At 60.0% G+C, this 25,388-nt stretch carries 23 protein-coding genes; 5 read left to right on the top strand and 18 right to left on the bottom strand.

Translation table 11 applies throughout. From position 1 onward, the window contains the following. Positions 1–90: 90 nt before the first annotated feature. The gene (locus AACV02_RS02300) at positions 91–2,448 is read left to right on the top strand and encodes a penicillin acylase family protein (RefSeq protein WP_119737355.1); all 2,358 of its coding nucleotides are present in this window, start codon (positions 91–93) and stop codon (positions 2,446–2,448) included. Between the two features lie 131 nt (positions 2,449–2,579). Here the strand turns inward: AACV02_RS02300 and AACV02_RS02295 are convergent, their stop codons facing one another. Continuing rightward, positions 2,580–3,482, bottom strand: a complete 903-nt coding sequence (locus AACV02_RS02295; protein WP_119737353.1) for an AraC family transcriptional regulator — start codon at positions 3,480–3,482, stop codon at positions 2,580–2,582. Between the two features lie 99 nt (positions 3,483–3,581). Here AACV02_RS02295 and AACV02_RS02290 point away from each other — a divergent pair, with 99 nt between their 5' ends. Next, the gene (locus AACV02_RS02290; protein ID WP_016973032.1) at positions 3,582–3,935 is read left to right on the top strand and encodes a carboxymuconolactone decarboxylase family protein; all 354 of its coding nucleotides are present in this window, start codon (positions 3,582–3,584) and stop codon (positions 3,933–3,935) included. Here AACV02_RS02290 and AACV02_RS02285 read toward each other — a convergent pair. Continuing rightward, positions 3,913–4,878 carry a GlxA family transcriptional regulator gene (locus AACV02_RS02285; RefSeq protein ID WP_119737351.1) on the bottom strand — a complete coding sequence of 322 codons (966 nt, stop codon included), beginning with the start codon at positions 4,876–4,878 and terminating at the stop codon, positions 3,913–3,915. The two genes, AACV02_RS02290 and AACV02_RS02285, sit on opposite strands and share 23 nt — an antisense overlap. Positions 4,879–5,179: 301 nt before the next feature. Between AACV02_RS02285 and AACV02_RS02280 the strand changes: the two genes are divergently transcribed. Continuing rightward, the gene (locus AACV02_RS02280) at positions 5,180–5,821 is read left to right on the top strand and encodes an HD domain-containing protein (RefSeq protein WP_106575744.1); all 642 of its coding nucleotides are present in this window, start codon (positions 5,180–5,182) and stop codon (positions 5,819–5,821) included. Positions 5,822–5,962: 141 nt separating this feature from the next. Here the strand turns inward: AACV02_RS02280 and AACV02_RS02275 are convergent, their stop codons facing one another. The 8 genes from AACV02_RS02275 to AACV02_RS02240 form a co-directional block, all read right to left on the bottom strand. Further along, a complete protein-coding gene (locus tag AACV02_RS02275; protein WP_106575745.1) occupies positions 5,963–6,847 on the bottom strand; it encodes an ABC transporter permease subunit in 885 nt (294 codons plus the stop codon). Beyond that, positions 6,844–7,764 (bottom strand): ABC transporter permease subunit, encoded by a 921-nt coding sequence (locus tag AACV02_RS02270; RefSeq protein ID WP_017139530.1) that lies wholly within the window; start codon positions 7,762–7,764, stop codon positions 6,844–6,846. Before AACV02_RS02270 ends, AACV02_RS02275 begins: the two co-directional genes overlap by 4 nt. Then, the gene (locus AACV02_RS02265; RefSeq protein ID WP_003176776.1) at positions 7,761–8,903 is read right to left on the bottom strand and encodes an ABC transporter ATP-binding protein; all 1,143 of its coding nucleotides are present in this window, start codon (positions 8,901–8,903) and stop codon (positions 7,761–7,763) included. Before AACV02_RS02265 ends, AACV02_RS02270 begins: the two co-directional genes overlap by 4 nt. A gap of 72 nt (positions 8,904–8,975) precedes the next feature. Continuing rightward, on the bottom strand, positions 8,976–10,070 hold the full coding sequence (locus tag AACV02_RS02260) for a polyamine ABC transporter substrate-binding protein (protein WP_106575746.1): 1,095 nt from the start codon (positions 10,068–10,070) through the stop codon (positions 8,976–8,978). Positions 10,071–10,326: 256 nt separating this feature from the next. Then, complete coding sequence (locus AACV02_RS02255; protein WP_106576071.1) at positions 10,327–11,421, bottom strand: polyamine ABC transporter substrate-binding protein; 1,095 nt, start codon at positions 11,419–11,421, stop codon at positions 10,327–10,329. Positions 11,422–11,627: 206 nt separating this feature from the next. Then, a complete protein-coding gene (locus AACV02_RS02250) occupies positions 11,628–12,992 on the bottom strand; it encodes an aspartate aminotransferase family protein (protein ID WP_119737349.1) in 1,365 nt (454 codons plus the stop codon). 59 nt (positions 12,993–13,051) lie between these two features. After that, complete coding sequence (locus tag AACV02_RS02245; protein WP_017139534.1) at positions 13,052–14,410, bottom strand: glutamine synthetase family protein; 1,359 nt, start codon at positions 14,408–14,410, stop codon at positions 13,052–13,054. A gap of 39 nt (positions 14,411–14,449) precedes the next feature. After that, the gene (locus AACV02_RS02240; protein WP_106575748.1) at positions 14,450–15,229 is read right to left on the bottom strand and encodes a gamma-glutamyl-gamma-aminobutyrate hydrolase family protein; all 780 of its coding nucleotides are present in this window, start codon (positions 15,227–15,229) and stop codon (positions 14,450–14,452) included. 278 nt (positions 15,230–15,507) lie between these two features. On the opposite strand from AACV02_RS02240, the gene AACV02_RS02235 reads away from it, so the two are divergent. After that, positions 15,508–16,884: a glutamine synthetase family protein gene (locus tag AACV02_RS02235; protein ID WP_003213894.1), complete on the top strand. Its 1,377-nt coding sequence runs from the start codon at positions 15,508–15,510 to the stop codon at positions 16,882–16,884. Between the two features lie 231 nt (positions 16,885–17,115). Next, positions 17,116–17,745 (top strand): TetR/AcrR family transcriptional regulator, encoded by a 630-nt coding sequence (locus AACV02_RS02230; protein ID WP_119737347.1) that lies wholly within the window; start codon positions 17,116–17,118, stop codon positions 17,743–17,745. Positions 17,746–17,875: 130 nt separating this feature from the next. Here AACV02_RS02230 and AACV02_RS02225 read toward each other — a convergent pair whose 3' ends face one another. The 8 genes from AACV02_RS02225 to AACV02_RS02190 form a co-directional block, all read right to left on the bottom strand. Beyond that, positions 17,876–18,091 carry a TOBE domain-containing protein gene (locus tag AACV02_RS02225; protein ID WP_003213899.1) on the bottom strand — a complete coding sequence of 72 codons (216 nt, stop codon included), beginning with the start codon at positions 18,089–18,091 and terminating at the stop codon, positions 17,876–17,878. A gap of 28 nt (positions 18,092–18,119) precedes the next feature. Then, entirely contained in the window at positions 18,120–18,926 is an 807-nt protein-coding gene (gene ssuB / locus AACV02_RS02220) for an aliphatic sulfonates ABC transporter ATP-binding protein (protein WP_119737345.1), read from the bottom strand. Beyond that, complete coding sequence (ssuC, locus tag AACV02_RS02215; protein WP_119737343.1) at positions 18,923–19,711, bottom strand: aliphatic sulfonate ABC transporter permease SsuC; 789 nt, start codon at positions 19,709–19,711, stop codon at positions 18,923–18,925. The genes ssuB and ssuC overlap by 4 nt, the downstream gene beginning before the upstream one ends. Before the next feature lie 9 nt (positions 19,712–19,720). Beyond that, positions 19,721–20,869 carry an FMNH2-dependent alkanesulfonate monooxygenase gene (gene ssuD, locus AACV02_RS02210; RefSeq protein WP_119737341.1) on the bottom strand — a complete coding sequence of 383 codons (1,149 nt, stop codon included), beginning with the start codon at positions 20,867–20,869 and terminating at the stop codon, positions 19,721–19,723. A gap of 25 nt (positions 20,870–20,894) precedes the next feature. Further along, entirely contained in the window at positions 20,895–21,863 is a 969-nt protein-coding gene (locus AACV02_RS02205; RefSeq protein WP_119737339.1) for a sulfonate ABC transporter substrate-binding protein, read from the bottom strand. Between the two features lie 94 nt (positions 21,864–21,957). Next, the gene (gene ssuE / locus AACV02_RS02200) at positions 21,958–22,551 is read right to left on the bottom strand and encodes an NADPH-dependent FMN reductase (protein ID WP_106575754.1); all 594 of its coding nucleotides are present in this window, start codon (positions 22,549–22,551) and stop codon (positions 21,958–21,960) included. 316 nt (positions 22,552–22,867) lie between these two features. Continuing rightward, positions 22,868–23,506, bottom strand: coding sequence for a peroxiredoxin (locus AACV02_RS02195; protein ID WP_015886425.1), 639 nt, complete (start codon positions 23,504–23,506; stop codon positions 22,868–22,870). Positions 23,507–23,780: 274 nt separating this feature from the next. Then, positions 23,781–25,139, bottom strand: a complete 1,359-nt coding sequence (locus AACV02_RS02190) for an OprD family porin (RefSeq protein WP_106575756.1) — start codon at positions 25,137–25,139, stop codon at positions 23,781–23,783. Positions 25,140–25,388: the final 249 nt, after the last annotated feature.

Raw genomic sequence — 25,388 nt, 5'->3', positions numbered from 1 at the left:
CTGTCGGCAGGGCACATCAGCATTTCCCGCAGCCCGCGCCAAACCTATTAGACTCCGCTGACCTGAAAGGTGAATGACCAAGGACCGTCCATGAAACGCAGCCTGACCGTACTCGCCATCCTGATTGCCGCCCTCATGGCCGGCGCCGGCTGGTATGTCTACAGCAAGCAGCCCACTCGCCAGGGCACCGAAACACTGGCCAACCTGCAAGGCACGGTCACGGTGCGTTACGACGACCATGGCGTGCCGCACATCCGCGCCGAGAACGAGACCGACCTGTATCGCGCCTTAGGCTACGTGCACGCTCAGGACCGGCTGTTCCAGATGGAGATCATGCGGCGCCTGGCCCGAGGCGAACTGGCCGAGGTGCTGGGGCCAAAAGTGCTGGAGACCGACAAGCTGTTCCGCAGCCTGCGCATCCGTGAGCGGGCCTTGAGTTACGTGGAACACATTGACCACGACTCCAAGGCGTGGAAGGCCTTGCAAGCCTATCTGGACGGCATTAACCAATATCAGGACAGCCACGCCAGCCCCATGGAATTCGACGTACTGGGCATCCCCAAGCGGCCGTTTACCGCCGAGGACACCATCAGCGTCGCCGGGTACATGGCCTACAGTTTTGCCGCCGCGTTTCGTACCGAGCCGCTGCTGACGTACGTCCGCGACCAGTTGGGCAGCGATTACCTGAAAGTCTTTGACCTGGACTGGCAACCCAAAGGCGCGCTGAACCTGGCCGCCAGCGACTGGAACACCCTCGGTGCCATCGCCTCTCTGAGCGATCAGGCCTTGGCCGACAACGGTTTGCCGCAGTTCGAAGGCAGCAACGCCTGGGCCATCAGCGGCGGCCGCACCCAAAGTGGCAAGCCGTTACTGGCGGGCGACCCGCATATCCGCTTCTCGGTGCCGTCGGTATGGTACGAAGCGCAGCTCTCGGCGCCGGGCTTTGAGCTCTACGGTTATCACAACGCGCTGGTGCCGGTGGCGTTCCTGGGCCACAACCTGGATTTCGGCTGGAGCCTGACCATGTTCCAGAACGATGACCTCGACTTGATCGCCGAAAAGGTCAACCCGGACAACCCCAACCAGGTCTGGTATCACGGCCAATGGGTCGACATGACCAGCAGCGAGCAGCAGATTGCGGTCAAAGGCCAAGACCCGGTGATACTCACCCTGCGTCGCTCGCCCCACGGCCCGATCATCAATGACGTACTCGGCGAGAGCGCCGGCAAGACACCGATCGCGATGTGGTGGGCATTCCTCGACACCGAAAACCCGATCCTCGAAGGCTTTTACCAACTTAACCGCGCCGACACGCTGGCCAAGGCACGCGCGGCAGCGGCGATGGTGTCGGCGCCGGGGCTGAATATCGTGTGGGCGAACGCCAAGGGTGATATCGGCTGGTGGGCGGCGGCGCAGTTGCCGATCCGCCCGACGGGGGTCAACCCCGGCTTTATCCTCGACGGCAGCACCGTCCAGGCCGACAAACTGGGTTTCTACCCGTTCAGCGCCAACCCCCAGGAAGAAAACCCGGCGCGTGGTTATGTGGTGTCGGCAAATGCCCAGCCGGTGTCGCCCACTGGCATGGAAATCCCGGGCTATTACAACCTGGCCGACCGTGGCCAGCAGTTGAACACGCAGTTGAGCGACAAAAGCGTGAAGTGGGACGTCAACAACAGCCAGGCCCTGCAACTGGGCACTACCACCGCTTATGGCCCACGCCTGCTGGCGCCGCTGTTGCCGGTGCTGCGTGAGGTGGTCAAAGACCCGGCGCAGTTGAAACTGGTGGAGCAGCTTGCGAGCTGGAAGGGTAACTACCCACTGGACTCCACCAGCGCCACGCTGTTCAACCAGTTCCTGTTCAACTTCACCGACGCGGCCTTTCACCCGAAACTGGGCGACGCGATGTTCAAGTCCCTGCTCACCACGCGGGTGATCGATGCGGCGCTGCCGCGCCTGGCCGCCTCAGCGGACTCGCCCTGGTGGGGTGGCAGGCGCGCCGACACGGTCAAACTGGCGTGGGACAACAGCCTGGCGCATCTGAAAGCCACGTTCGGCGACGACCCGACCCAGTGGCAGTGGGGCAAGGCGCACACCCTGACCCACGGCCACCCGCTGGGCATGCAGAAGCCGTTGGACAAGCTCTTCAACGTCGGCCCCTTCCCCGCCCCCGGCACCCACGAAGTGCCGAACAACCAGTCCGCCATGATCGGCCCGGCACCCTGGCCAGTGACATACGGCCCATCGACGCGCCGCCTGATCGACTTCGCCGACCCCGCTCACGCCCTGACCATCAATCCGGTGGGGCAAAGCGGCGTACCGTTTGACTCGCACTATGACGACCAGGCGCAAACCTACATCGAAGGCGGGTATGAGCAGGCGCATTTCAGCGATGAGGAAGTGACGGCGAATACCCGGGGTACGTTGAAGCTGTTGCCAGCCAGGAAATAGCGCTGAAGGCATGCGGTTCAATGTGGGAGCGGGCCTGCTCGCGAACGCGCAGTATCAGTCACCAGATGTATCGACTGACTCCCTGCATTCGCGAGCAAGCCCGCTCCCACATTTGCTTTGTGTTGTAGCGACTATCGTGTGCGCATTCGCCCCGGCGCCTCGCCATAGGTGTCCTTGAACTTCTTGCTGAACGCCGCCTGGGACTGATAACCCACCTGGGCGGCGATATCCAGCAGGCTCAAGCGCGACTGGCGCAGCAGGTTGAACGCCAGTTCCATGCGCAGCTGAGTCAGCAGCACCCACGGCGACACACCCGCCACTTTCACAAACGCACGCATGAAGGTGGCCCGCGACATCGTCGCCGCAGCGGCCAGGCTGTCGATGGTCCATTCATGGCCGGGCTCGGCCAGCATCGCCTGCCAGGCCTTGCTCAGGCGCTTGTCGGCGAGCAGGGCGAAGGTGCCGGCCACGGGCGCCTGACGGGTCAGCCAGGTGCGCAGAACCAGGGTGAACAACGCCGACGACAGCGCATCGATAAACGAGCGCGCGCCCAGTTGCTCGCCGTCCGCTTCGCTGCGCAGCAGCGCGATCAGCGCCGCCAACTGCTCGTCGCCCTGCCACTGCCGGCTGGACACCACCAAATACTCCGGCAACGCACTGAACAGCAAAGACTGGCGGTTGTAGTGAAAGCTACCGCACAGCATGTCGACCTCTGGCCGCGCGCCGCCCAAGCGATGCACCGGCAGCACGCCCCCTTCGATGACCTGCGGCTGCATCGGTCGGATACGCGCACCCTGGCTGCGCAACAAATGGGTGGCACCGCCGGGCATCAGCAGGATGTCGCCCTCCTCCAGCGTCACCTGCTGCCCACCCGAGAGCTCCGCACGGCATGTTCCGCTGAGCACGATGTGGTACGGCGCCACGCCGAATTTCTCAGGCGGGTGATCCAGCGCCCAGTCGCCCTGGAACTGGCAACGCAAATCCAGACTGCCGCGCAGGTTGGCCAGCGCAATAAGCGTGTCGATCGAATTCATTTGCGAGCATCGGTCAAAAAGATGAGCGGATCGAACAATAACGCCAACGCCGAACAGCAGAAACTGGCTTCACACCCCACCTGTTCAGGAGTTACCGCAATGTTCAATAACTGGTCCGACTTGCTGCCTACCGTGAAGAAAGCCTTTGGCGCGCTGGGCAAGAGCAACCCGAAGATGGTCAAAGCCTACATGGCGCTGGGCGAGGCTGCCGAGGAAAACAATGTACTCGACGCCAAGACCCGCGAGCTGATTTCCATCGCCGTGGCCATCACCACACGCTGCGACGGCTGCATCGGCGTGCATGCCGACGCGGCGATCAAGGCCGGCGCGACCCGCGAAGAAGTGGCCGCCACGCTTGCCACCGCGATCTCGCTGAATGCCGGCGCCGCGTACATCTACTCGCTGCGTGCGCTGGAAGCCTACGACACGCTCAAACCGGCGCCGCAAAGTTAAGCCGGAACTGCTGCGGCGTCACGCCCAGCCGGCGGTTGAACACGCTGCGCATGTGCTGGGCGTCGCGAAACCCGCATTGATAGGCCACGGTCTTGAGCGGCGCAGGGCTGCTTTCGAGCATCACCCGCGCCGCATCCACCCGCGCCCGCTCGACAAACTCCGCCGGGGTGATGCGCGCCTCACGGGCAAACACCCGGGAGAAATTGCGCGCGCTCATATTCGCCGCCTTGGCCAGGTCGGCGATGGTCAAATCACCGGTCAGGTTCGCCAACACGTACAACTGCACCAACGCCACCGCCGAAGTGCTTTCGGCGTGGGGCGTCAGGAACGGACTGAACTGCGACTGCCCGCCCGAGCGCTGGGTAAACACCACCAGGCGTTTGGCCACGCTCAGCGCGACTTCCGGACCGTGGTCCTGGGCCAGCAGAAACAGCGACAGGTCGATGCCGGCCGTGACCCCGGCCGAGGTGTAGAGGTTGCCGTCCTGCACGTAGAGGCGGTCGGCGTCGACCTGGGCCGAGGGGCACAGGCGCGCCAGGTCGGCGGCATCGTTCCAGTGGGTGGTGACGGTTTTGCCGTCCAGCAATCCGGCTCGCGCCAGCATGAAGGCGCCGTTGCAGATCGAACCGAAGCGCTGCGCCCGCGCGGCGGCGGCACGTAGCCAGTCATCAAACAGTGCGCCGAAGTCCTCGAAGGGCAATTGCGGGCCACCGGCAACCAGCAGCAGGTCGTAGGCTTGCAGGGCTTCGCTGTAATGTCGGTGGGCCTGCAGCGACAAGCCATTGGAGGCGGCCAGTGTGCCGTGGCCCAGGCCAAGCACTTCAAGCTGGTAGTGGTCTTGCGGCGGCAGAAAACGGTTGGCCTCGCAGAACACATCCATGGGACCGGTCACGTCCAGTGACTGGACGCCGGGGAAGATCAGGATGGCGACGGTTTTGCCCATGCTGCAAACACCTTTTCTAACTGAATAAATGCAAAATCCCTGTGGGAGCGGGCTTGCTCGCGAATGCGGTAGTTCAGTTGACACATGCATTAACTGACATACCGCTTTCGCGAGCAAGTCGAATCGTCGCACCGCCGCTCCCACATTTGATCCTCTTAGGCTTCAAGAGACTATTCCCGCTGGCGCGATATCGCGCCACATTGGCCGACATCGCATCCTCGCCGCGATAGCCCCGTCGCGGGCACGCGACCAGACTGGACTCATCGGCGCCACCCCCGGCGCTTTGTTGAGGAGAACGACCATGAGCACCACCATCGCCGGCATCCAGATCCCGGACAGCGCCTTGGCCAAGGCCACCACCGAGTACATCCGCGACGTCGAATCCGACCTGCTCTACCACCACTCCCGCCGTGTATTCCTGTTCGGCGCGCTGAGCGGTGAGCGCAAACAACTGGCCTACAACCCGGAGCTGCTTTACGTCGGCGCCATGTTCCATGACCTGGGCCTGGTTGAAGGCCATCGCAGTGACAACGAGCGCTTTGAAGTGGACGGCGCCAACGCCGCCGCGGCGTTTCTCAAGCCGTACGGTCTGAGCGATGACGATATCGAGCAGGTGTGGCTGTCCATCGCCCTGCACACCACGCCGGGCGTGCCGCAGCACCTGCGCCCGACCGTGGCGCTGGTAACTGCCGGTGTCGAGATGGACGTGCTGGGCATGGACTACGCCGCGTTTTCCAGCGTGCAGCGCGAAGCCGTGGTGCATGCGCATCCACGCGGTGAAGGGTTCAAGGAGTGCATTATCTGCGCGTTTGCCGACGGCTTGCGCCATCGCCCGCAGACCACGTTTGGCAACGTGAAGACCGACGTGCTGGTCGATCAGGAGCCGGGGTTCAAGCCGATGAATTTTGTCGAGGTGATTCGCAAGTCGCCGTGGGCGGCTTAATCAGCCTGAATACAATCAACTGTGGGAGCGGGCTTGCTCGCGAATGCGGAGTGTCAGTCACCAGATGTACTGACTGATCCACCGCATTCGCGAGCAAGCCCGCTCCCACATTTTTGATCCGGTTCCGCCAGGCTGCGCGGGTTAGACCGGCGCAGGCGCCCGGCGCTTGTCCGGCTGCTGCCAGCCATCCGCAGCCGCTTCTTCAATCGCTTGTTGAATGGCTTTCTTGCGGTGTTCTTCGGCACGGCGGCTGAAGAACCACACCAGGAAGGTCACCAGCGACACCGCCAACAGGATCAGGCTGGCCACGGCGTTGATCTCGGGCTTAACCCCAAGACGCACGGCCGAGAATACTTCCATCGGCAAGGTGGTCGAACCAGGGCCCGACACGAAGCTGGCCAGTACCAGGTCATCCAGCGACAGCGCGAACGACATCATGCCGCCCGCCGCCAACGACGGCGCAATCATCGGGATGGTGATCAGGAAGAACACCTTCCACGGCCGCGCGCCCAGGTCCATCGCCGCTTCTTCAATCGACAGGTCCAGCTCACGCAAGCGCGCCGACACCACCACCGCCACATACGCCGCACAGAACGTGGTGTGGGCGATCCAGATGGTGACGATGCCACGCTCCTGGGGCCAACCGATCATCTGCGCCATGGCCACGAACAGCAGCAACAGCGACAGACCGGTGATCACCTCGGGCATGACCAGTGGCGCCGTTACCAGGCCGCCGAACAGCGTGCGGCCCTTGAAGTGGCTGATGCGCGTCAGCACGAACGCCGCCAACGTCCCCAGCGCCACGGCGGCCACCGCCGTGTAGCAGGCGATTTCCAGGGAGCGTGCCACCGAGCCCATCAACTGGGTGTTGTCCAGCAGGCCCACGTACCACTTGATCGACCAACCGCCCCACACCGTCACCAGCTTGGATTCGTTGAACGAGTAGATCACCAGGATCAGCATCGGCAGGTAGATGAACAGCAACCCCGCCACCAGCATGAAACTCGAGAAACTGAAGCGCTTCATATCTTGCCCTCCATCTCTTTGGCTTGGCTGCGGTTAAACAGGATGATCGGCACAATCAGGATCGCCAGCATCACCACCGCCAGGGCAGACGCCACCGGCCAGTCACGGTTGTTGAAGAATTCTTGCCACAGCACTTTACCGATCATCAGCGTTTCCGGGCCGCCGAGCAGTTCCGGGATCACGAACTCGCCCACCACCGGAATGAACACCAGCATGCAGCCGGCGATGATGCCGTTCTTGGACAGCGGCACGGTGATTTTCCAGAAGCTGTTGAAGGTACTCGAGCCCAGGTCGGACGCGGCTTCCAGCAGGCTCTGGTCGTGTTTGACGAGGTTGGCGTACAGCGGCAGGATCATGAACGGCAGGTACGAATAGACCACGCCGATGTACACCGCGATGTTGGTGTTGAGAATCTGCAGCGGTTCGTTGATCAACCCGATGGACATCAGGAAGCCGTTGAGCAAACCGTTGTTGCTGAGGATGCCCATCCACGCATACACGCGGATCAGAATCGCGGTCCAGGTCGGCATCATGATCAGCAGCACCAGCACGGTCTGCATCTCTTTGCGTGCGCTGGCAATGGCGTAGGCCATCGGATAGCCGATCAACAGGCACAAAATCGTGCTGAAAAACGCCATCTTCAGTGAGCCCAGGTACGCGGCGATGTACAACTCGTCGTCGCCCAGCATCGCGTAGTTGCCCAGGTTGAGCACCAGTTGCAGCTTTTGCTCAACGAAGGTGTAGATCTCGGTGTAAGGCGGGATCGCTACGTCGGCTTCGGCAAAGCTGATCTTCAAGACGATGAAGAACGGCAGCGCGAAAAACAGAAACAGCCAGAGGAAAGGGATCCCGATGACCACATGCCGGCCACCGGGTGTTATTCGTTGCAGCTGGCGTTTGAACTTCTTCATATTCATGAGCGAAGCACCACGCCGCTGTCGTCTTCCCACCACACATACACCTGGTCACCCCAGGTTGGGCGCTGGCCACGGCGCTCGGCGTTGGCGACGAAGGACTGCACCAGCTTGCCGCTCGGCAGCTCGACGTAGAACACCGAGTGGCCGCCCAGGTAGGCGATGTCGTGCACCTTGCCGCTTGACCAGTTGTGCTCACAGGTCGGCATTTCGGTGGTCACCAGCAGCTTTTCAGGGCGGATGGCGTAGGTCACCGACTTGTCTTCCACCGCCGTGGCGATGCCGTAGCCCACGTAGATGTCGCGGTCCAGGTCCGGGCACTTGAGCACCGCGTGGCCTTCGGCGTCGTCCACCACTTGGGTGTCGAAGATGTTCACGTTGCCGATGAACTCGCACACCAGCCGGCTGGTAGGCGTTTCGTAGATGTCGATCGGGCTGCCGATCTGCGCGATCCAGCCCAGGTGCATGATCGCAATGCGCTCGGCCATGGTCATGGCCTCTTCCTGGTCGTGGGTCACCATCACGCAGGTCACGCCCACGCGCTCGATGATCTCCACCAGCTCCAGCTGCATTTGCGAACGCAGCTTCTTGTCGAGGGCGCCCATCGGCTCATCGAGCAGCAGCAGTTTCGGGCGCTTGGCCAGGGAACGCGCAAGGGCCACACGCTGACGCTGACCACCCGACAGTTGATGCGGCTTGCGCTTGGCGTACTGGCTCATCTGCACCAGCTTGAGCATCTCGGCCACGCGCGCGTCGACTTCAGCCTTGGGAATCTTGTCCTGCTGCAGGCCGAACGCGATGTTCTGCGCTACCGTCATGTGCGGGAACAAGGCGTAGGACTGGAACATCATGTTGATCGGCCGCTCATACGGCGGCATGTCGGTGATGTCCACACCGTCGAGGTAAATGCGACCTTCGGTTGGGCGCTCGAAGCCTGCGAGCATGCGCAGCAAGGTGGATTTGCCCGAACCCGAACCGCCGAGCAAGGCGAAGATCTCGCCTTTCTTGATTTCCAGGGACACATCGTCCACGGCAATCGTCTCGTCGAACTTCTTCGTGACCCGGTCGATTTTGACCAACACCTTTTTCGGTGTCTGGTCGCCCTCGAGGGCTTTCTTATAGGCGCCGGAGGCAACTGCCATTTACGAAACTCCCAACAAAATTTGAGGTTCACCCAATACGGGCGAAACCTTGGATAGTTTGAGCTTTAAGCCTTACTTGCCCGTCTTGACCTTGGTCCAGCTACGGGTCATTAAACGCTGCACGTTCGGGGGTAACTCGAAGTTGACAAACGTCCGGTCGAGAACCGCCTGCGGTGGGTAAACCGCTGCGTCGGTGCGTATCGATTGCTCCATCAGTTTGTCCGCCCCGGGGTTAGGGTTGGCGTAACCGACGTAATCACTGACCTGAGCGATCACCTCAGGTTGCAGTAAATAGTTGATGTAGGCGTGGGCCTCTTTAACGTTGGTGGCATCCGCCGGGATCGCCAGCACGTCAAACCACAGGTTGCCGCCTTCTTTCGGAATCGCGTAGGCGATCTTCACGCCCTTGCCCGCCTCGGCCGCGCGGGCCTTGGCCTGGAACACATCACCAGAGAAGCCTGCCGCCACGCAGATGTTGCCGTTGGCCAGGTCCGAGATGTACTTGGAGGAGTGGAAGTAAGTCACGTAAGGACGCACTTTCAGCAGTTTCTCTTCGGCTTTTTTATAGTCGGCCGGGTTGGTACTGTTGGGGTTCAGGCCCATGTAGTTGAGCACCGCCGGCAGCATTTCATCGGCCGAGTCCATGAACGAGACGCCACAGGTGGCCAGCTTTTTCATGTTCTCCGGCTCGAACAGCACCGCCCAGGAATCGATATGGTCGACGCCCAGTACTTCTTTGACTTTGTCGACGTTGTAACCGATCCCGTTGGTGCCCCACAGATACGGCACGGCGTACTGGTTACCCGGATCGTTCTTTTCCAGACGCTTGAGCAGCGCCGGGTCGAGGTTTGCATAATGGGTCAGCAATGACTTGTCGAGCTTCTGGAACGCCCCGGCCTTGATCTGCTTGCCGAGGAAGTGGTTCGACGGCACGACCACGTCGTAACCGGTGCGCCCGGCGAGCAATTTGCCTTCCAGGGTTTCATTGGAATCAAACACGTCATACACGGGCTTGATGCCGCTGGCCTTTTCGAAGTTGGCCAGGGTGTCGGGGCCGATGTAGTCCGACCAGTTATAAATATGCACAGTCGGCGCGGCCTGCACGCTGACAGCCAGCGTGATACCTGCACCTACCAGCACGGCTTTGCGAAATAAAGAAATTGGCAAGTGGAGGTCCTCTTAAATAGTTGGGCCTAAAAGTTGTTGCCCGGCAACAAAACCGGCGCGCAACTTACCCTCGATAAACCGATCCGGCAAAACTTTCTGTCATTTAATTTGTGGGAGTCGGTTTAGGAGGAGCGGGCTTGCTCGCGAAGGCGATGTGTCAGCCAGCAGGTGCATCAACTGATACACCGCTTTGGCGAGCAAATCGAATCGTCGAACCGCCGCTCCCACACAAGCCCGCTCCCACAGGGTTTAAGGCTTATTTACCCGATTTGATTTTGGTCCAGCTGCGGGTCATTTCACGCTGAGTTGCAGCCGGCAAGTCAGCAATGGCATAGAGCTTGGCTTGCACATCGGCGGACGGGTAGATGCCCGGGTCGCTGGTGATGTCTTTGTCGACCAGTGGGGTCGCTTTCTCGTTACCGTTCGGGAAACGTACGCTGTTGGTGATGGCAGCCATGACTTTCGGCTCCAGCAGGTAGTTCATGAACTTGTAGGCAGCGTCGACGTTTTCGGCATCTTTAGGGATGGCGACCATGTCATAGAAACTGCCGGCGCCTTCTTTCGGAATGTCGTAGGCCACCTTGACCTTGCCACCGGCTTCAGCCGCGCGGGATTTGGCCTGCTGGATGTCACCCGAGTAGCCCACGGCTACGCAGATGTTGCCGTTGGCCAGGTCCGAGATGTACTTGGACGAGTGGAAGTAGCCGATCGAAGGGCGCAGCTTGAGGAACAGGTCCTCGGCTTGCTTGAGGTCGGCCTTTTTCTGGGTGTCGGTCGGCAGCCCCAGGTAATGCAGGGCCACCGGCAGCATTTCGGTTGGCGAATCGAGGAAGCTCACGCCGCAGCCTTTCAGCTTGGCGAGGTTTTCCGGCTTGAGGATGGTGTCCCAGGATTCGATCTTGTCGATGCCCAGTGCAGCCTTGACCTTCTCCGGGTTGTAGCCGATACCGATCGAGCCCCACATGTACGGGAAGGCGTGCTTGTTGTCCGGGTCGCTGACCGACACGGCCTTGAGCAGGGATTTGTTCAGGTTGTCGTAGTTGGACAGCTTGGACTTGTCCAGCTCCTGATAGACACCGGCCTTGATCTGCTTGGCGAGGAAGTTGTTCGACGGTACGACGATGTCGTAACCGGACTTGCCTGCCAGCAACTTGGCTTCCAGCGTCTCGTTGCTGTCGAAAACGTCGTACACCACTTTAATGCCCGACTCTTTTTCAAAGTTGGCGATGGTGTCCGGTGCAATGTAGTCGGACCAGTTATAGACGTGCAGCACTTTATCGTCTGCCTGGGCCGCGCCCGCCATTGCGCCCAACAGGGACAAGGCGAGGAGGGTCTTGCCAGCGTTCTTCAAACCTAATGCCTTCATTTGGTGATGCTCCAATTTTTCTTTTTTGGGCCACATTTTTTACACGTTCAGCGGCCCTTCCAAAGGGCAACAAAACAGGGCGACAGTCTGGCAAGTTCAGGGGCCGGCTTTCAACCAAAGCGCCCTTATTACTGCGTTTTTGTAACTGCCCGGACGCAGCACCCGAAGCCGCTGCGCCCTGAGCCTAGCACTTAGCCCTGCAATGCCGCCAAAGTCAGGTCCAGGCACTGGCGAGCCTTGGTCACCAGCTCGTCGATTTCCGCCTTGCTGATCACCAGCGACGGCGAAATGATCATGGTGTCGCCCACGGCGCGCATGATCAGGCCATTCTCGAAGCAGAACGTGCGGCAGATCATGCCCACTCCACGGCCTTCGTAACGTTTGCGCGTGGCCTTGTCCTGCACCAGCTCAATCGCACCGAGCATGCCGACTCCGCGAACTTCACCCACCAACGGGTGATCAGCCAGTTCCCTCAGACGTTTCTGCAAATACGGTGCCGTTTCGTCGTGCACACGGTTAACGATTTTTTCATCGCGCAGGATGCGGATGTTTTCCAGCGCCACGGCTGCCGCTACCGGGTGACCGGAATAGGTGAAGCCGTGGTTGAAATCGCCGCCTTCATTGAGCACGGCGACCACGTCGTCGTGCACGATCAGGCCGCCCATGGGGATGTAACCCGAGGTCAGGCCTTTGGCGATGGTCATCATGTGCGGCTTGAGGTCGTAGAAGTCGCTGCCGAACCACTCACCGGTCCGGCCGAAACCGCAGATCACTTCATCAGCAACAAACAGGATGTCGTACTTGGCGAGGATTTCCTTGATGCGCGGCCAGTAGGTTTCTGGCGGCACGATCACACCACCGGCGCCCTGGATCGGCTCGGCAATAAAGGCACCGACGTTGTCCACGCCCAGTTCCAGAATCTTCTCTTCCAACTGGTTGGCGGCCCACACCCCGAACTCTTCCGGGCTCATGTCGCCGCCTTCGCCATACCAGTACGGCTGGGCGATGTGGGTGATGCCCGGGATCGGCAAGTCGCCCTGTTCATGCATATAGGTCATGCCGCCCAGGCTGGCACCGGCCACGGTAGAGCCGTGGTAGCCATTCTTGCGGCTGATGATGGTCTTCTTGTTCGGCTGGCCTTTGACCGCCCAATAGTGGCGGACCATGCGCAACATGGTGTCGTTGCCTTCGGAGCCTGAACCGGTGAAGAACACGTGGTTCATGCCGGCCGGTGCGATGTCGGAAATAACCTTGGCCAACTCCAGCACCGGCGGGTGAGCGGTCTGGAAAAACAGGTTGTAGTACGGCAGTTCTTTCATCTGCTTGGCGGCGGCGTCAGCCAGTTCATCGCGACCGTAACCGATCGCCACGCACCAAAGGCCGGCCATGCCGTCGAGGATCTTGTTGCCTTCGCTGTCCCACAGGTAAACGCCGTGGGCTTTGGTGATGATCCGTGGGCCTTTCACTTTCAATTGCTTGAAGTCAGTGAACGGCGCCAGGTGGTGATCGTTGCTCAAGGCTTGCCATTCACGGGTTTGCGGGTTGTTGCTGGACATACCAATCTCCTAGACTTTTTCAGGTGAGGGCGCGCCAATCCTGCGGCGCGCCCGGCGCATCAGACGGCGAAGAGCAGGAATTCCCGCTCCCATGAACTGATCACGCGCTTGAAGTTTTCATGCTCGGCCCGCTTGACCGCGACGTAGCCTGTGATGAATTTTTGACCCAGGTATTTCTCGATGGTCTTGCTGTTTTCCATGCGTTCCAGGGCGTCTTCGATGGTCAACGGCAGGCGCAGGTTGCGCCGCTCATAGCCACGACCCACCACGGGCGCGCTCGGGTTATGGCCTTCGACCATGCCGATGTAGCCGCACAACAGGCTGGCGGCAATTGCCAGGTACGGGTTGGCGTCGGCGCCCGGCAGGCGGTTTTCGACGCGACGGTTCTGCGGGCCGGCATCCGGTACGCGCAGGCCCACGGTGCGGTTCTCTTCGCCCCACTCCACGTTCACCGGCGCCGAGGTGTCGGGCAGGAAGCGGCGGAACGAGTTCACGTTGGGGGCAAACAGCGGCAGCAATTCAGGGATGAATTTCTGCAGGCCGCCAATGTGGTTGAGGAACAGTTGGCTCATGGTCCCGTCTTCATTGGAGAAGACGTTCTTGCCAGTGGCGATGTCGATGATGCTCTGGTGCAAGTGCATCGCGCTGCCGGGCTCGCCGGTCATCGGCTTGGCCATGAAGGTGGCGGCCACGTTGTGCTTGAGCGCGGCTTCACGCATGGTGCGCTTGAACACCAGAATCTGGTCGGCCAGGGACAGGGCATCGCCGTGACGGAAGTTGATTTCCATCTGCGCCGTGCCGTCCTCGTGGATCAGCGTGTCGAGGTCCAGCTCCTGCAGCTCGCACCAGTCGTAGACGTCTTCGAACAATGGGTCGAATTCGTTGGCCGCTTCTATAGAGAAGGATTGGCGACCGGTCTCCGGGCGCCCGGAACGGCCGATCGGCGGTTGCAGCGGGAAGTCCGGGTCTTCGCAGCGTTTGGTCAGGTAGAACTCCATCTCCGGCGCCACGATGGGCTGCCAGCCTCTGTCGGAGTACAACTTGAGGACTTTCTTGAGCACGTTGCGCGGCGACAGCTCGATCGGGTTGCCTTGCTTGTCGTAGGTGTCGTGAATCACCTGGGCGGTGGGCTCGATGGCCCAGGGCACCAGGAATACGGCGTTCTGGTCCGGGCGGCAGATCATGTCGATGTCGGCCGGGTCGAGCAATTCGTAATAGATGTCGTCTTCGACATAGTCGCCGGTCACGGTCTGCAACAGAACGCTCTCGGGCAGGCGCATGCCTTTTTCGGCGATGAACTTGTTGGTCGGCGAGATCTTGCCCCGGGTGATGCCGGTGAGGTCGCCAATCATGCATTCGACTTCTGTGATCTTGTGGTCTTTCAACCAATCGGTGAGCTGGTCGAGGTTGTTACTCATAAATGCCTCTGGGCTGTGTTTCCTGACATCCATTAAAGGTCAGGCGTAAGTTGACGCAGCATCCGCGTCGCGTTGCATCGCCCGCTGTCGACAGGCCGAACCAAAGGCCTGGAAGATCGCGAGGTAGTGCGGGTTAGAGCTTACCTGCCATTCGGGGTGCCATTGCACTCCTAAAGCAAAAGCCTTGCCCGCGGTGTAAGAAAAAGCTTCGATCAGCCCATCAGGCGCGGTGGCTTCGACCTGCAAACCCGGCGCCAGGCGGTCAACGCCCTGGCTGTGAATCGAGTTGACCTGGATCGTCTGCGGCAAACCCAGGCTTGCCAATACCCCATTCGGGGAGATCGCCACGGCGTGCGCCGGGCCGTACTGGACCTCCAGCGGCTGAGTGTCGTCTTCGCGGTGATCCATCATGCCCGGCACTTCATGAACCTTCTGGTGCAGGCTGCCGCCAAACGCCACGTTCATTTCCTGGAAGCCACGGCAGATGCCCAGCACCGGCACGCCTGCCGCAATCGCGGCACGCAGCAACGGCAAGGTGGTCTGGTCGCGTGCAGAATCATGAGCAGTCCCGGGCGCGCTGGCCGGACCGTCGTAATGGAAGGGTTCGATATTGGAAGGAGAGCCGGTAAATAGAATGCCATCCAGGCCGTCAAAAATATTGGCCGGGTCGAGCAGATCGCCCAAGGATGGAATGATCAATGGCAAGCCCTTGGCAGCGGTGGCCACTGCACGGACGTATTTGTCGCCACTGATGTGATAAGCATGCAGACCGACCTGTTTGGAGCAGGCGGTGACGCCGATTAACGGCAGGCGAGACATGAAGCACCCCGGTATTATTGCTGTTATGGGTTTGAATCGAGCTTAGCCTTGTTCATTTTTTTACACAACACCCCCGTAAAAAATACAACACGGCCCGCTCAAGCCTGCTAGTCCCGAGCCCTCCAAACCCAAAAAACCGCCCCAAAAAGCCCCAAAAAAGGCCTCAAGGCGCTTTTTTAGGGCAAAAAAGGCCTCGCTTGACTTCGGCATGCCGTTCGGGTTGACTGAAACCAGAAAAGATCAATGATTGATATTTTTAACAACAAAGGTGTTGCATCATGTCGGTACCCCCGCGTGCCGTTCAGCTTAACGAAGCGAACGCGTTCCTTAAGGATCATCCTGAGGTTCTGTACGTAGACCTTCTAATTGCGGATATGAATGGTGTGGTGCGCGGCAAGCGCATCGAACGCACCAGCCTCCACAAGGTTTACGAGAAGGGCATTAACCTGCCTGCCTCTTTATTTGCCCTGGATATCAACGGCTCGACGGTGGAAAGCACCGGCCTGGGTCTGGACATCGGTGATGCTGACCGAATCTGTTATCCGATCCCCGACACCCTGTGCAATGAACCCTGGCAAAAGCGCCCCACCGCGCAACTGCTGATGACCATGCACGAACTTGAAGGTGAACCTTTCTTCGCCGATCCTCGCGAAGTGCTCCGCCAAGTTGTCAGCAAATTCGACGACCTCGGTCTGACCATCTGCGCCGCCTTCGAGCTTGAGTTCTACCTGATCGACCAGGAGAACGTGAACGGCCGCCCCCAACCGCCCCGCTCGCCGATCTCCGGCAAACGCCCGCACTCGACACAGGTCTACCTGATCGACGACCTCGACGAATACGTCGACTGCCTCCAGGACATTCTGGAAGGGGCCAAAGAGCAAGGCATCCCTGCCGACGCCATCGTCAAGGAAAGTGCCCCGGCGCAGTTCGAAGTGAACCTGCACCACGTCGCCGACCCGATCAAGGCCTGCGACTACGCGGTACTGCTCAAGCGCCTGATCAAGAACATCGCCTACGACCATGAGATGGACACCACCTTCATGGCCAAGCCTTACCCAGGCCAGGCAGGCAACGGTTTGCACGTACACATTTCGATCCTGGACAAGGACGGCAAGAACATCTTTGCCAGCGAGGATCCCGAGCAGAACGCCGCATTGCGTCACGCGATCGGCGGTGTGCTCGAGACCCTACCCGCCCAAATGGCGTTCCTGTGCCCCAACGTCAACTCCTACCGTCGTTTCGGCGCACAGTTCTACGTGCCGAACTCGCCGTGCTGGGGCCTGGATAACCGCACCGTGGCGATTCGCGTACCGACCGGCTCGTCCGATGCCGTACGTATCGAACACCGTGTGGCCGGCGCCGACGCCAACCCTTACCTGCTGATGGCTTCGGTCCTGGCAGGCGTGCACCACGGTCTGACCAACAAGATCGAACCGGGCGCTCCAGTGGAAGGCAACAGCTACGAGCAGAACGAACAAAGCCTGCCGAACAACCTGCGCGATGCCCTGCGCGAGTTGGACGACAGCGAGGTGATGGCCAAGTACATCGATCCTAAGTACATCGATATCTTCGTCGCTTGTAAGGAAAGTGAGCTGGAGGAGTTTGAACACTCCATCTCCGACCTTGAGTACAACTGGTACCTGCATACCGTGTAAATGGTTGCTGGATTGAAAAAACGCCACAGGCTTTTGGTCTGTGGCGTTTTTTTAGGGGTTTATTCATGGAGACCGGGTTGGTCCATTCGCAGGCAAGCCAGCTCCCACATTTAACCGAGTTCCCACTTCGGAACGCAGTCAAATGTGGGAGCTGGCTTGCCTGCGAAGCCGGCGCGGCAGACAACACACTTGTGTGCTCATACAATGCCCGCTGCCTTGTAGGAGACTTCCATGACGACTCGCCCCGCCGCTCCTCGCAAACCCCGTGCCCGCAGCCAGGCCCGGATTGATGCGATCCTCGACGCCGCCCGCACCTTGCTGGCAACCGAAGGCGTGGCCAGTCTGTCGATCTACAGCGTGGCCGAGCGCGCGCAGATTCCACCGTCGTCGGTGTATCACTTTTTTGCCAGTGTGCCGGCGTTGCTGGAAGCCCTGACCGCCGACGTGCACGCCGCCTTCCGCGCTGCAATCCAGGCGCCCATCGAGCATGAGTCACTCAAGCATTGGCGTGACCTGTCCTGCATCGTCGAGCAACGCATGCTCAGTGTCTACGACCATGACGCCGCCGCACGCCAGTTGATCCTGGCCCAGCATGGGCTGACCGAAGTGACCCAGGCGGACCGTCAGCATGATCTGGAACTGGGGGATTTGATGCTGGAGGTGTTCAATCGTCACTTCGAAGTGCCGACGTTGCCCGCTGATGTGGATGTGTTCGCCCTGGCGCTGGAACTCAGCGACCGCGTTTACGCACGCTCGGTGCATCAGCACGGGCAGATCACGCCGCGCATGGCAGAAGAAGGGATGCGGGTGTTTGATGCGTATGTGGGGCTTTATTTGCCGGCGTATTTGCCCAAGCGGTAAGGCTTGTGGTGACTGGGCCGGCCTCTTCGCGAGCAAGCCCGCTCCCACATTTGAATGCATTCCAGCGTTGGAACTCGGTCAAGTGTGGGAGCGGGCTTACTCGCGAAGGCGGCCTTCAGAGCGACGGCAATCACAACTTGGCGATCGACACCTCGGTGGACTTCACAAAGGCAATCACTTCGCTGCCAATCACCAATTCCAGCTCTTTCACCGAGCGCGTGGTGATCACAGAAGTCACGATGCCAGACGCTGTCTGAACATCGATTTCGGAAAGCACATCGCCTTCGACGATTTCCTTGATGGTGCCCTTGAACTGGTTACGCACGTTGATGGCTTTAATAGTCATGGTGTTTTTCCTTCGTGGGACAAGTAAGTTATTGAGCCCAACGCAATTGCGTAGGCAGCGGTGAAACAGGTTCGGGTTCAGGCGGCGTGCCGGGCAACGACAGCACGCGGTTAAGCACTTCGGCTTCCAGCGCCGCCAGGCGATGTGAGCCCCGGGCGCGTGGACGCGGCAGGTCGACAATCAGGTCCAGACCGATCTCGCCGTCCTCGATCAGAATCACCCGGTCGGCAATCGCCACGGCTTCACTGACGTCGTGGGTCACCAGCAACACGGTAAAGCCATGCTTCTGCCAGAGGTTTTCGATCAGTTGCTGCATTTCGATACGGGTCAGGGCATCCAGCGCGCCCAGCGGCTCATCCAGCAGCAGCAGGCGCGGCTGGTGAATCAGCGCGCGGGCGAGGGCCACGCGCTGCTTCTGGCCACCGGACAAGGCCGCGGGCCACTCGTTGGCACGCTCGGCCAGGCCAACCGCTTCCAGCGCTTCAAGCGCCTTGGGGCGCCAGTTGCCCTTCAGGCCCAGACCCACGTTGTCGATGATCTTTTTCCACGGCAGCAGGCGCGCTTCCTGAAACATCAACCGCGTGTCTTCAATCGCATCGCCAAGCGGCGCAGAGCCCGCCAGAAGCTCGCCGCCGCTGGCTTTGTCCAGGCCAGCCAACAAACGCAGCAAGGTACTTTTGCCGCAGCCGCTGCGTCCCACCACCGCCACGAACTGGCCAGCGGGAATGTGCAGATCAATCTCTCTCAGTACTTCCCGCGCACCAAAGGCCTTGCGCAATTTGCGCACCGCCAGCGGGATACCCTTGAGCAGGCGCGGAGGTTGTTGAGCCGTCATGCCGCACCGCCTTTATTCACTTGATACGCCGGGTGCCAGCGCAGCCACACACGCTCCAGACCGCGCGCGGCCAGGTCGGCCAGCTTGCCGAGGATGGCGTACATGACGATGGCCAATACCACCACGTCGGTTTGCAGAAATTCACGCGCATTCATCGCCAGGTAACCGATGCCGGAGCTGGCCGAGATGGTTTCCGCCACGATCAGCGTCAGCCACATAAAGCCCAGGGCAAAGCGCACGCCGACCAGGATCGACGGCAGCGCACCCGGCAGGATCACCTGACGGAACAGGCTGAAGCCGGACAAGCCATAGCTGCGCGACATTTCTACCAGCGCCGGGTCGACGTTGCGGATGCCGTGATAGGTGTTCAGGTAAATCGGGAACAGTGTGCCGAGGGCGACCAGGAAAATCTTCGCGGTCTCGTCAATGCCGAACCACAGAATCACCAGCGGAATCAGCGCCAGGTGCGGCACGTTGCGGATCATCTGCACCGAACTGTCCAACAGGCGTTCGCCCCATTTGGACAGGCCGGTGATAAAGCCCAGGGCCAAACCGATGCTGCCACCGATCACAAAACCCAGGCCGGCACGCCAGCCGCTGATAGCCAGGTGCGTCCAGATTTCGCCCGTGCGAACCAGGTTGACCCCAGCCTCGATCACCGCACTCGGCGCCGGCAGAATGCGGGTCGACAACCAGCCCGCCGACACCGACAGCTGCCACATCGCCAGCAACAGGATCGGCAGCACCCAAGGCGCGACACGATGGCTTAATTTTTCATAGTTCATGACTACGCCTCAGCTCTGCGACGCCGCTTTGGGAAGGATATCGTTGGCGACCATCTCGCCGAACGGGCTGACGTAACCGGCGCTTTTGGGCAGCTCGGGACGTTCGATATCCAAGTGCGGGAACAGCAGTTCGGCCACCCGATACGATTCTTCCAGGTGTGGATAACCCGAGAAGATGAACGTGTCGATGCCCAACGCAGCGTATTCATTGACGCGTGCCGCGACGGTCGGGCCATCGCCCACCAGCGCGGTGCCTGCGCCGCCACGTACCAGGCCAACGCCGGCCCACAGGTTGGGGCTGACCTCGAGGTTGTCGCGGTTGCCGCCGTGCAAGGCGGCCATGCGTTGCTGGCCGACGGAATCGAAGCGTGCCAGGGACGCCTGGGCACGCGCGATGGTGTCGTCATCCAAATGGGAGATCAGTTTGTCCGCGGCTTTCCATGCTTCGTCGTTGGTCTCGCGCACGATTACATGCAGGCGAATGCCAAAGCGCACGGTACGCCCGAGCTTCGCGGCCTTGGCGCGCACCTGTTGGATTTTTTCCGCGACCGCAGCCGGCGGTTCGCCCCAGGTCAGGACCATTTCAACCTGTTCGGCTGCCAGGTCCTGCGCCGCTTCGGAGGAACCGCCGAAGTACAGCGGCGGACGCGGTTGCTGGATCGGCGGGTAGAGCAATTTGGCGCCTTTGACGCTGATGTGCTCGCCGTCGTAGTCCACGGTTTCGCCTTCGAGCACACGGCGCCAGATGCGCGTGAATTCGACCGAGGCCTGGTAGCGCTCTTCGTGGCTGAGGAACAAGCCGTCGCCGGCCAGTTCTTCCGGATCACCACCGGTGACCAGGTTGAACAGCGCACGGCCGCCGGACAGGCGATCCAGGGTCGCGGCCTGACGTGCGGCCACCGTCGGGGAAATGATCCCGGGGCGCAGTGCCACAAGGAATTTCAAACGCTGGGTCACCGGGATCAGCGAGGCGGCCACCAGCCACGAGTCTTCGCAGGAGCGGCCGGTGGGAATCAGCACACCGCCAAACCCCAGGCGGTCAGCGGCCTGGGCCACTTGCTGCAGATAACCGTGATCGACGGCGCGAGCGCCTTCGGCGGTGCCAAGGTAATGGCCGTCGCCGTGGGTAGGCAGGAACCAGAAAATATTGAGGCTCATGGAGTTGTCTCCTGAAGAAATCGGATTACGGCGCTGTGGCAACGGCGGCGGGTGGCGTCCAGATCACGTCCTTGATGTTCAAGGGTTTGGGGATCAGTTTGAGCTGATAGAAGCTGTCGGCGATTTTCTGCTGAGCGGCGACCACGTCCGGGGTCAGGAACAGCGCGCCGTAGCCTTGGCGCTTCACCGAGGTCAGGGTGATGTCAGCCGGCAGGCCAAGCAGCGGTGCAACTTGTTCGGTGACTTCCTGCGGGTTGGCCTTGGACCATTCGCCCACTGCGCGCACTTCCTCCACCAGCGCCTTGATCACTTCAGGGTGCTGCGTGGCATAGGGCTTGGTCGCCAGGTAGAACTGGTGGTTATCGGCAATGCCGGTGCCGTCACGCAGGGTGCGTGCCTGCAGTTGTTTCTCGGCGGCAGCCTGGTACGGGTCCCAGATCACCCAGGCGTCGACACTGCCACGCTCGAACGCGGCACGGGCATCGGCGGGCGGCAGGAACACGGTCTGCACGTCGGTGTATTTCAGGCCGGCATCTTCCAGCGCACGCACCAGCAGGTAATGCACGTTGGAGCCTTTATTGAGCACGATTTTCTTGCCCTTGAGCTCGGCCACGGATTTGATCGGCGAGTCTTTCGGCACCAGGATCGCCTCACTGGTCGGCGCTGGCGGCTCGTAAGCCACGTAGAGCAGATCGGCACCGGCCGCCTGGGCGAAGACCGGCGGGGTTTCGCCGGTGACGCCGAAGTCGATGGAGCCGACGTTCAGGCCTTCGAGCAGTTGCGGGCCACCGGGGAACTCAGTCCATTGCACCTGCACGCCTTGGGCGGCCAGGCGTTTTTCCAGGGTGCCCTTGGCTTTGAGCAGCACCAGCGTGCCGTACTTCTGATAGCCGATCCGCAGGGTTTCGGCGGCTTGGGCTTGAACCATGGCGCCGAAGGACACAGCCGCAACAAACAGTGCGACCAGACCACGACGCAAGATGACAGTGCGCATGGCGCTCTCTCCAAAAATGCGATGAGGGGGTTGGCTGCACCTGCTTGGCCGTTGGCGGCTGAGTAAGGTGAGTACTACAACAATCGGGTCAGGCTTAAATGCTCCAGCGAGCACTCAACAAACGTTCATTCAACACATTGGGGTCCAGCGGTTTGGGGCGACGGGCCATGGCGCTATAGAAGGTCTCCAGGGCCTCGTGCAAACGCTGTTCAAGCACGGGCACCAGCTGCGCTTGGGCGCTGCCTTCGGCATAAGCGATCTGGCTGTCCTCGGCAAAAATGCCGTGGAGCAATTCCTGGGCCTTGAGGGCCGACAGCACGGGCTTCAGCGCGTAGTCCACCGCCAGCATGTGCGCGATGCTGCCGCCCGTGGCCATGGGCAATACGATCTTGTGGGCCAGGGCGCGTTCGGGCAGCAGATCCAGCACGGTTTTCAACGCGCCGGAGAACGAGGCTTTGTACACCGGGGTGGCAATGACCAGGCCGTCGGCGTTGGCGACCTGTTGCAGCAGGTCGATGACCTTGGGGCTGTCGAAGCGTGCATGCAGCAAGTCTTCGGCCGGGAAGTCCCGTATCTGATAACTCACCACTTCCACGCCTTTGTCTTGCAGCCACTGACGGGTTTTTTCCAGCAAGACCCCGGAGCGGGAACGCTGGCTGGGACTGCCTCCAAGTGTTACGACCAGCATGCAGGTATTCCTTGAGCAAGTGTCGGCGGTTCGCTGTGTGGCGATGGCGCCAAGATGGGACAGACCCTATCAGCATATTTATATATCTTTAAATCTTATTTTTTCATTTGTTTATTCTATAAATGCATATGGACTTTATAAATCCTGAGGCGAAAAAAAAGGCCGTCGAAACGGCCTGAAAACCCCTGCTATGTGAGACTGCAAATGCGTTCAAATGTGGGAGCAGGCTTGCTCGCGAAGGCGGCGTGTCATTCAAAGATGCATCAACTGAAAGCCAGCATTCGCCAGCAAGCCCGCTCCCACATTGGGTAGCGTGTTAACGGTTGGGCTGTGGGGTGAGGCGCAGGTATGGCTTCACTGCGCGATAGCCCTTGGGAAAGCGTTTCTTGATCTCTTCCTCGTCCTTGAGCGACGGCACAATCACCACCTCATCGCCGTCCTGCCAGTTGGCGGGCGTGGCCACCTTGTGGTTGTCAGTCAGCTGCAGCGAGTCGATGACCCGCAGGATTTCGTGGAAATTGCGGCCGGTGCTGGCCGGGTAGGTAATCGTCAGGCGGATTTTCTTGTTCGGGTCGATCACAAACAAAGAGCGCACGGTGAGGGTGTCACTGGCGTTCGGGTGGATCAGGTCATACAAGTCCGACACTTTACGATCGGCATCGGCCAGGATCGGGAAGTTGACGACCGTGTTCTGGGTTTCATTGATGTCTTCGATCCACTTGTGGTGCGAGTCCACCGGGTCGACCGACAGGGCAATGGCCTTGACGCCGCGCTGGGCGAATTCGTCCTTGAGCTTGGCGGTAAAGCCAAGCTCGGTGGTGCACACCGGGGTGAAGTCCGCCGGATGGGAAAACAGCACGCCCCAGCTATCGCCCAACCATTCGTGGAAACGAATCTTGCCGGCGCTGGAATCCTGTTCGAAGTCGGGGGCGATGTCGCCCAATCTTAGGCTCATGGTGTGGCTCCTGGTGAGTGCTTATGGAGTCCACTGTGCATGGGTTGAAGATTATTTAAAAAGAATAAATATCGATTTATTTAGACGATAAACGAATATTAAAAATCAATTCATTGGACGCGGCAAAGGCCGAGGATCAACATCCATCACAAGGTTCGAGAAGGCCTTGAGACGCTGTACAAAGAGGGGATTCAGGAAGGGCTTGCGGGGGTTGAGCCCGACTTGAACAGTAAGTCACCCTGCCCGGCGTTGCGCCGGGCAAGGTTTTACGCTCTTACTTGAACGCGTAGCTATAGCTAACGATTACACGGTTTTCGTCCTGGGCACGGGTGTTGACCAGGTCGGTACGCCACATAGCGTTTTTCCAGGCGACGCCGAGGTTTTTCAGCGGACCTTCTGGAACAACGTAAGCCAGAGTCAGGTCGCGTTCCCACTCGGTTTTATCACCGGCGGTGGTCTGGATGTTGCTGCCTTTGAGGTACACAACACCAGCAGTCAGGCCTGGCAGGCCAACCTTGGCGAAGTCATACGCGTAGCGAGCTTGCCAGGTGCGTTCGCCAGCACGGGCAAACTTCTGGATTTGCATGTCGGTGGTGGTGCTGTTCGAAGAACCATCACCCTGGTTCAGCCAAGGGAAGTCGCTGTCGCCCTTGGTGTACTGGTAGCCACCGCCGAAGGTGTGACCGGCAACCGAGTACAACGCCAGGTAGCTGTACAGATCGTTGTCGACCTTGCCTTTAACCTTGGTGGCGTTGGTCGGGTGATCCGAGTAGTAACCCGAGGTGTAGTAGCCCGCTTCGTTGCCGTTGGCGCCGTTGTCGCGGCTGCGGTAGTAACGCAGGTCACTTTTCAGCACGCCAGGACCGATAGCCCAGTTGTGGACCAAGCCCAGGAAGTTCTGCGCGTAGAAGTCTTTCAGCTCACCGTAGTAGTACGAAGCAGTCAGATCTTTGGTGATTTTGTAGTCAGCACCGGCGTAGTAGAACTTGTTGACGAAGTTGCCAGCGTCATAGTTCGAGCTACCGTTGGCACCCGCCAGCGACAGGCCTTCGTTGTTGCTGGAGTTACGGCCCTTGGAGTGCTCGATCTGACCAGCAGTCAGGGTCAGGTCCTTGATCTCGTTCGAGGAGATCTCGCCACCCTGGAATGTTTGCGGCAGCAAACGACCGTCGTTGGTCTTGATGACCGGGTTGTTTGGCTGCAGGGTGCCGATTTTCAGCACGGTCTGGGAAACCTTGACCTTACCGGTCACACCCAGGCTGGCGAAATCGTTGACAGCTTTGTTGCCATCGCTTGGGAACACGGTGCCGCCAGACGCGGTGCCCGTGTAGTTACCGTGGTCGGCACGGCTGGAATCCAGACGCACACCGTACAGGCCGATCGCATCAAGGCCGAAACCAACGGTCCCTTCGGTGAAGCCGGAGATGAAACGCAGGTCAAAACCTTGGCCCCATTCAGCGTTCTTGCTGCGGGTATTCGAGGTCGCCGAAGGCTTCAAATCACGGTTGTCGGTGTTGATGTAAAAGTTACGCAGACCCAGTGTTACTTTGCTGTCGTCGATGAAACCGGCGGCGTTTACCTGTTGGGCAATCGCAGCGACAGCCACGGCCAACGCCAATGTTGACTTCTTCATGTACCGCTCCTCTCATTTCTAATTTTTGTATTTCTTTGGTCTCGGGTCTGACGCCCTCGATCCACAGATGCGCGATTAGCGCCAGATAGTGACCGACAAGTCAATCGTAACCTTGTGTGTCTACTACCTTCGTCTAGCCGCAGTTAATTTGGTCCCTGCAGGGTAATGAGTTTTTCATACACCCAAAAAGAATTGTTTCATTCTTTTTCATACCATCCAGGAATAAGCCCTTTCATGACGCGAGCCGAT

Source organism: Pseudomonas sp. Larv2_ips (assembly GCF_963879675.1).
GTDB lineage: Bacteria > Pseudomonadota > Gammaproteobacteria > Pseudomonadales > Pseudomonadaceae > Aquipseudomonas.
The sequence above is the reverse complement of the archived record's forward strand: the minus strand, read 5'-3'. Positions and strand labels throughout refer to the sequence as shown.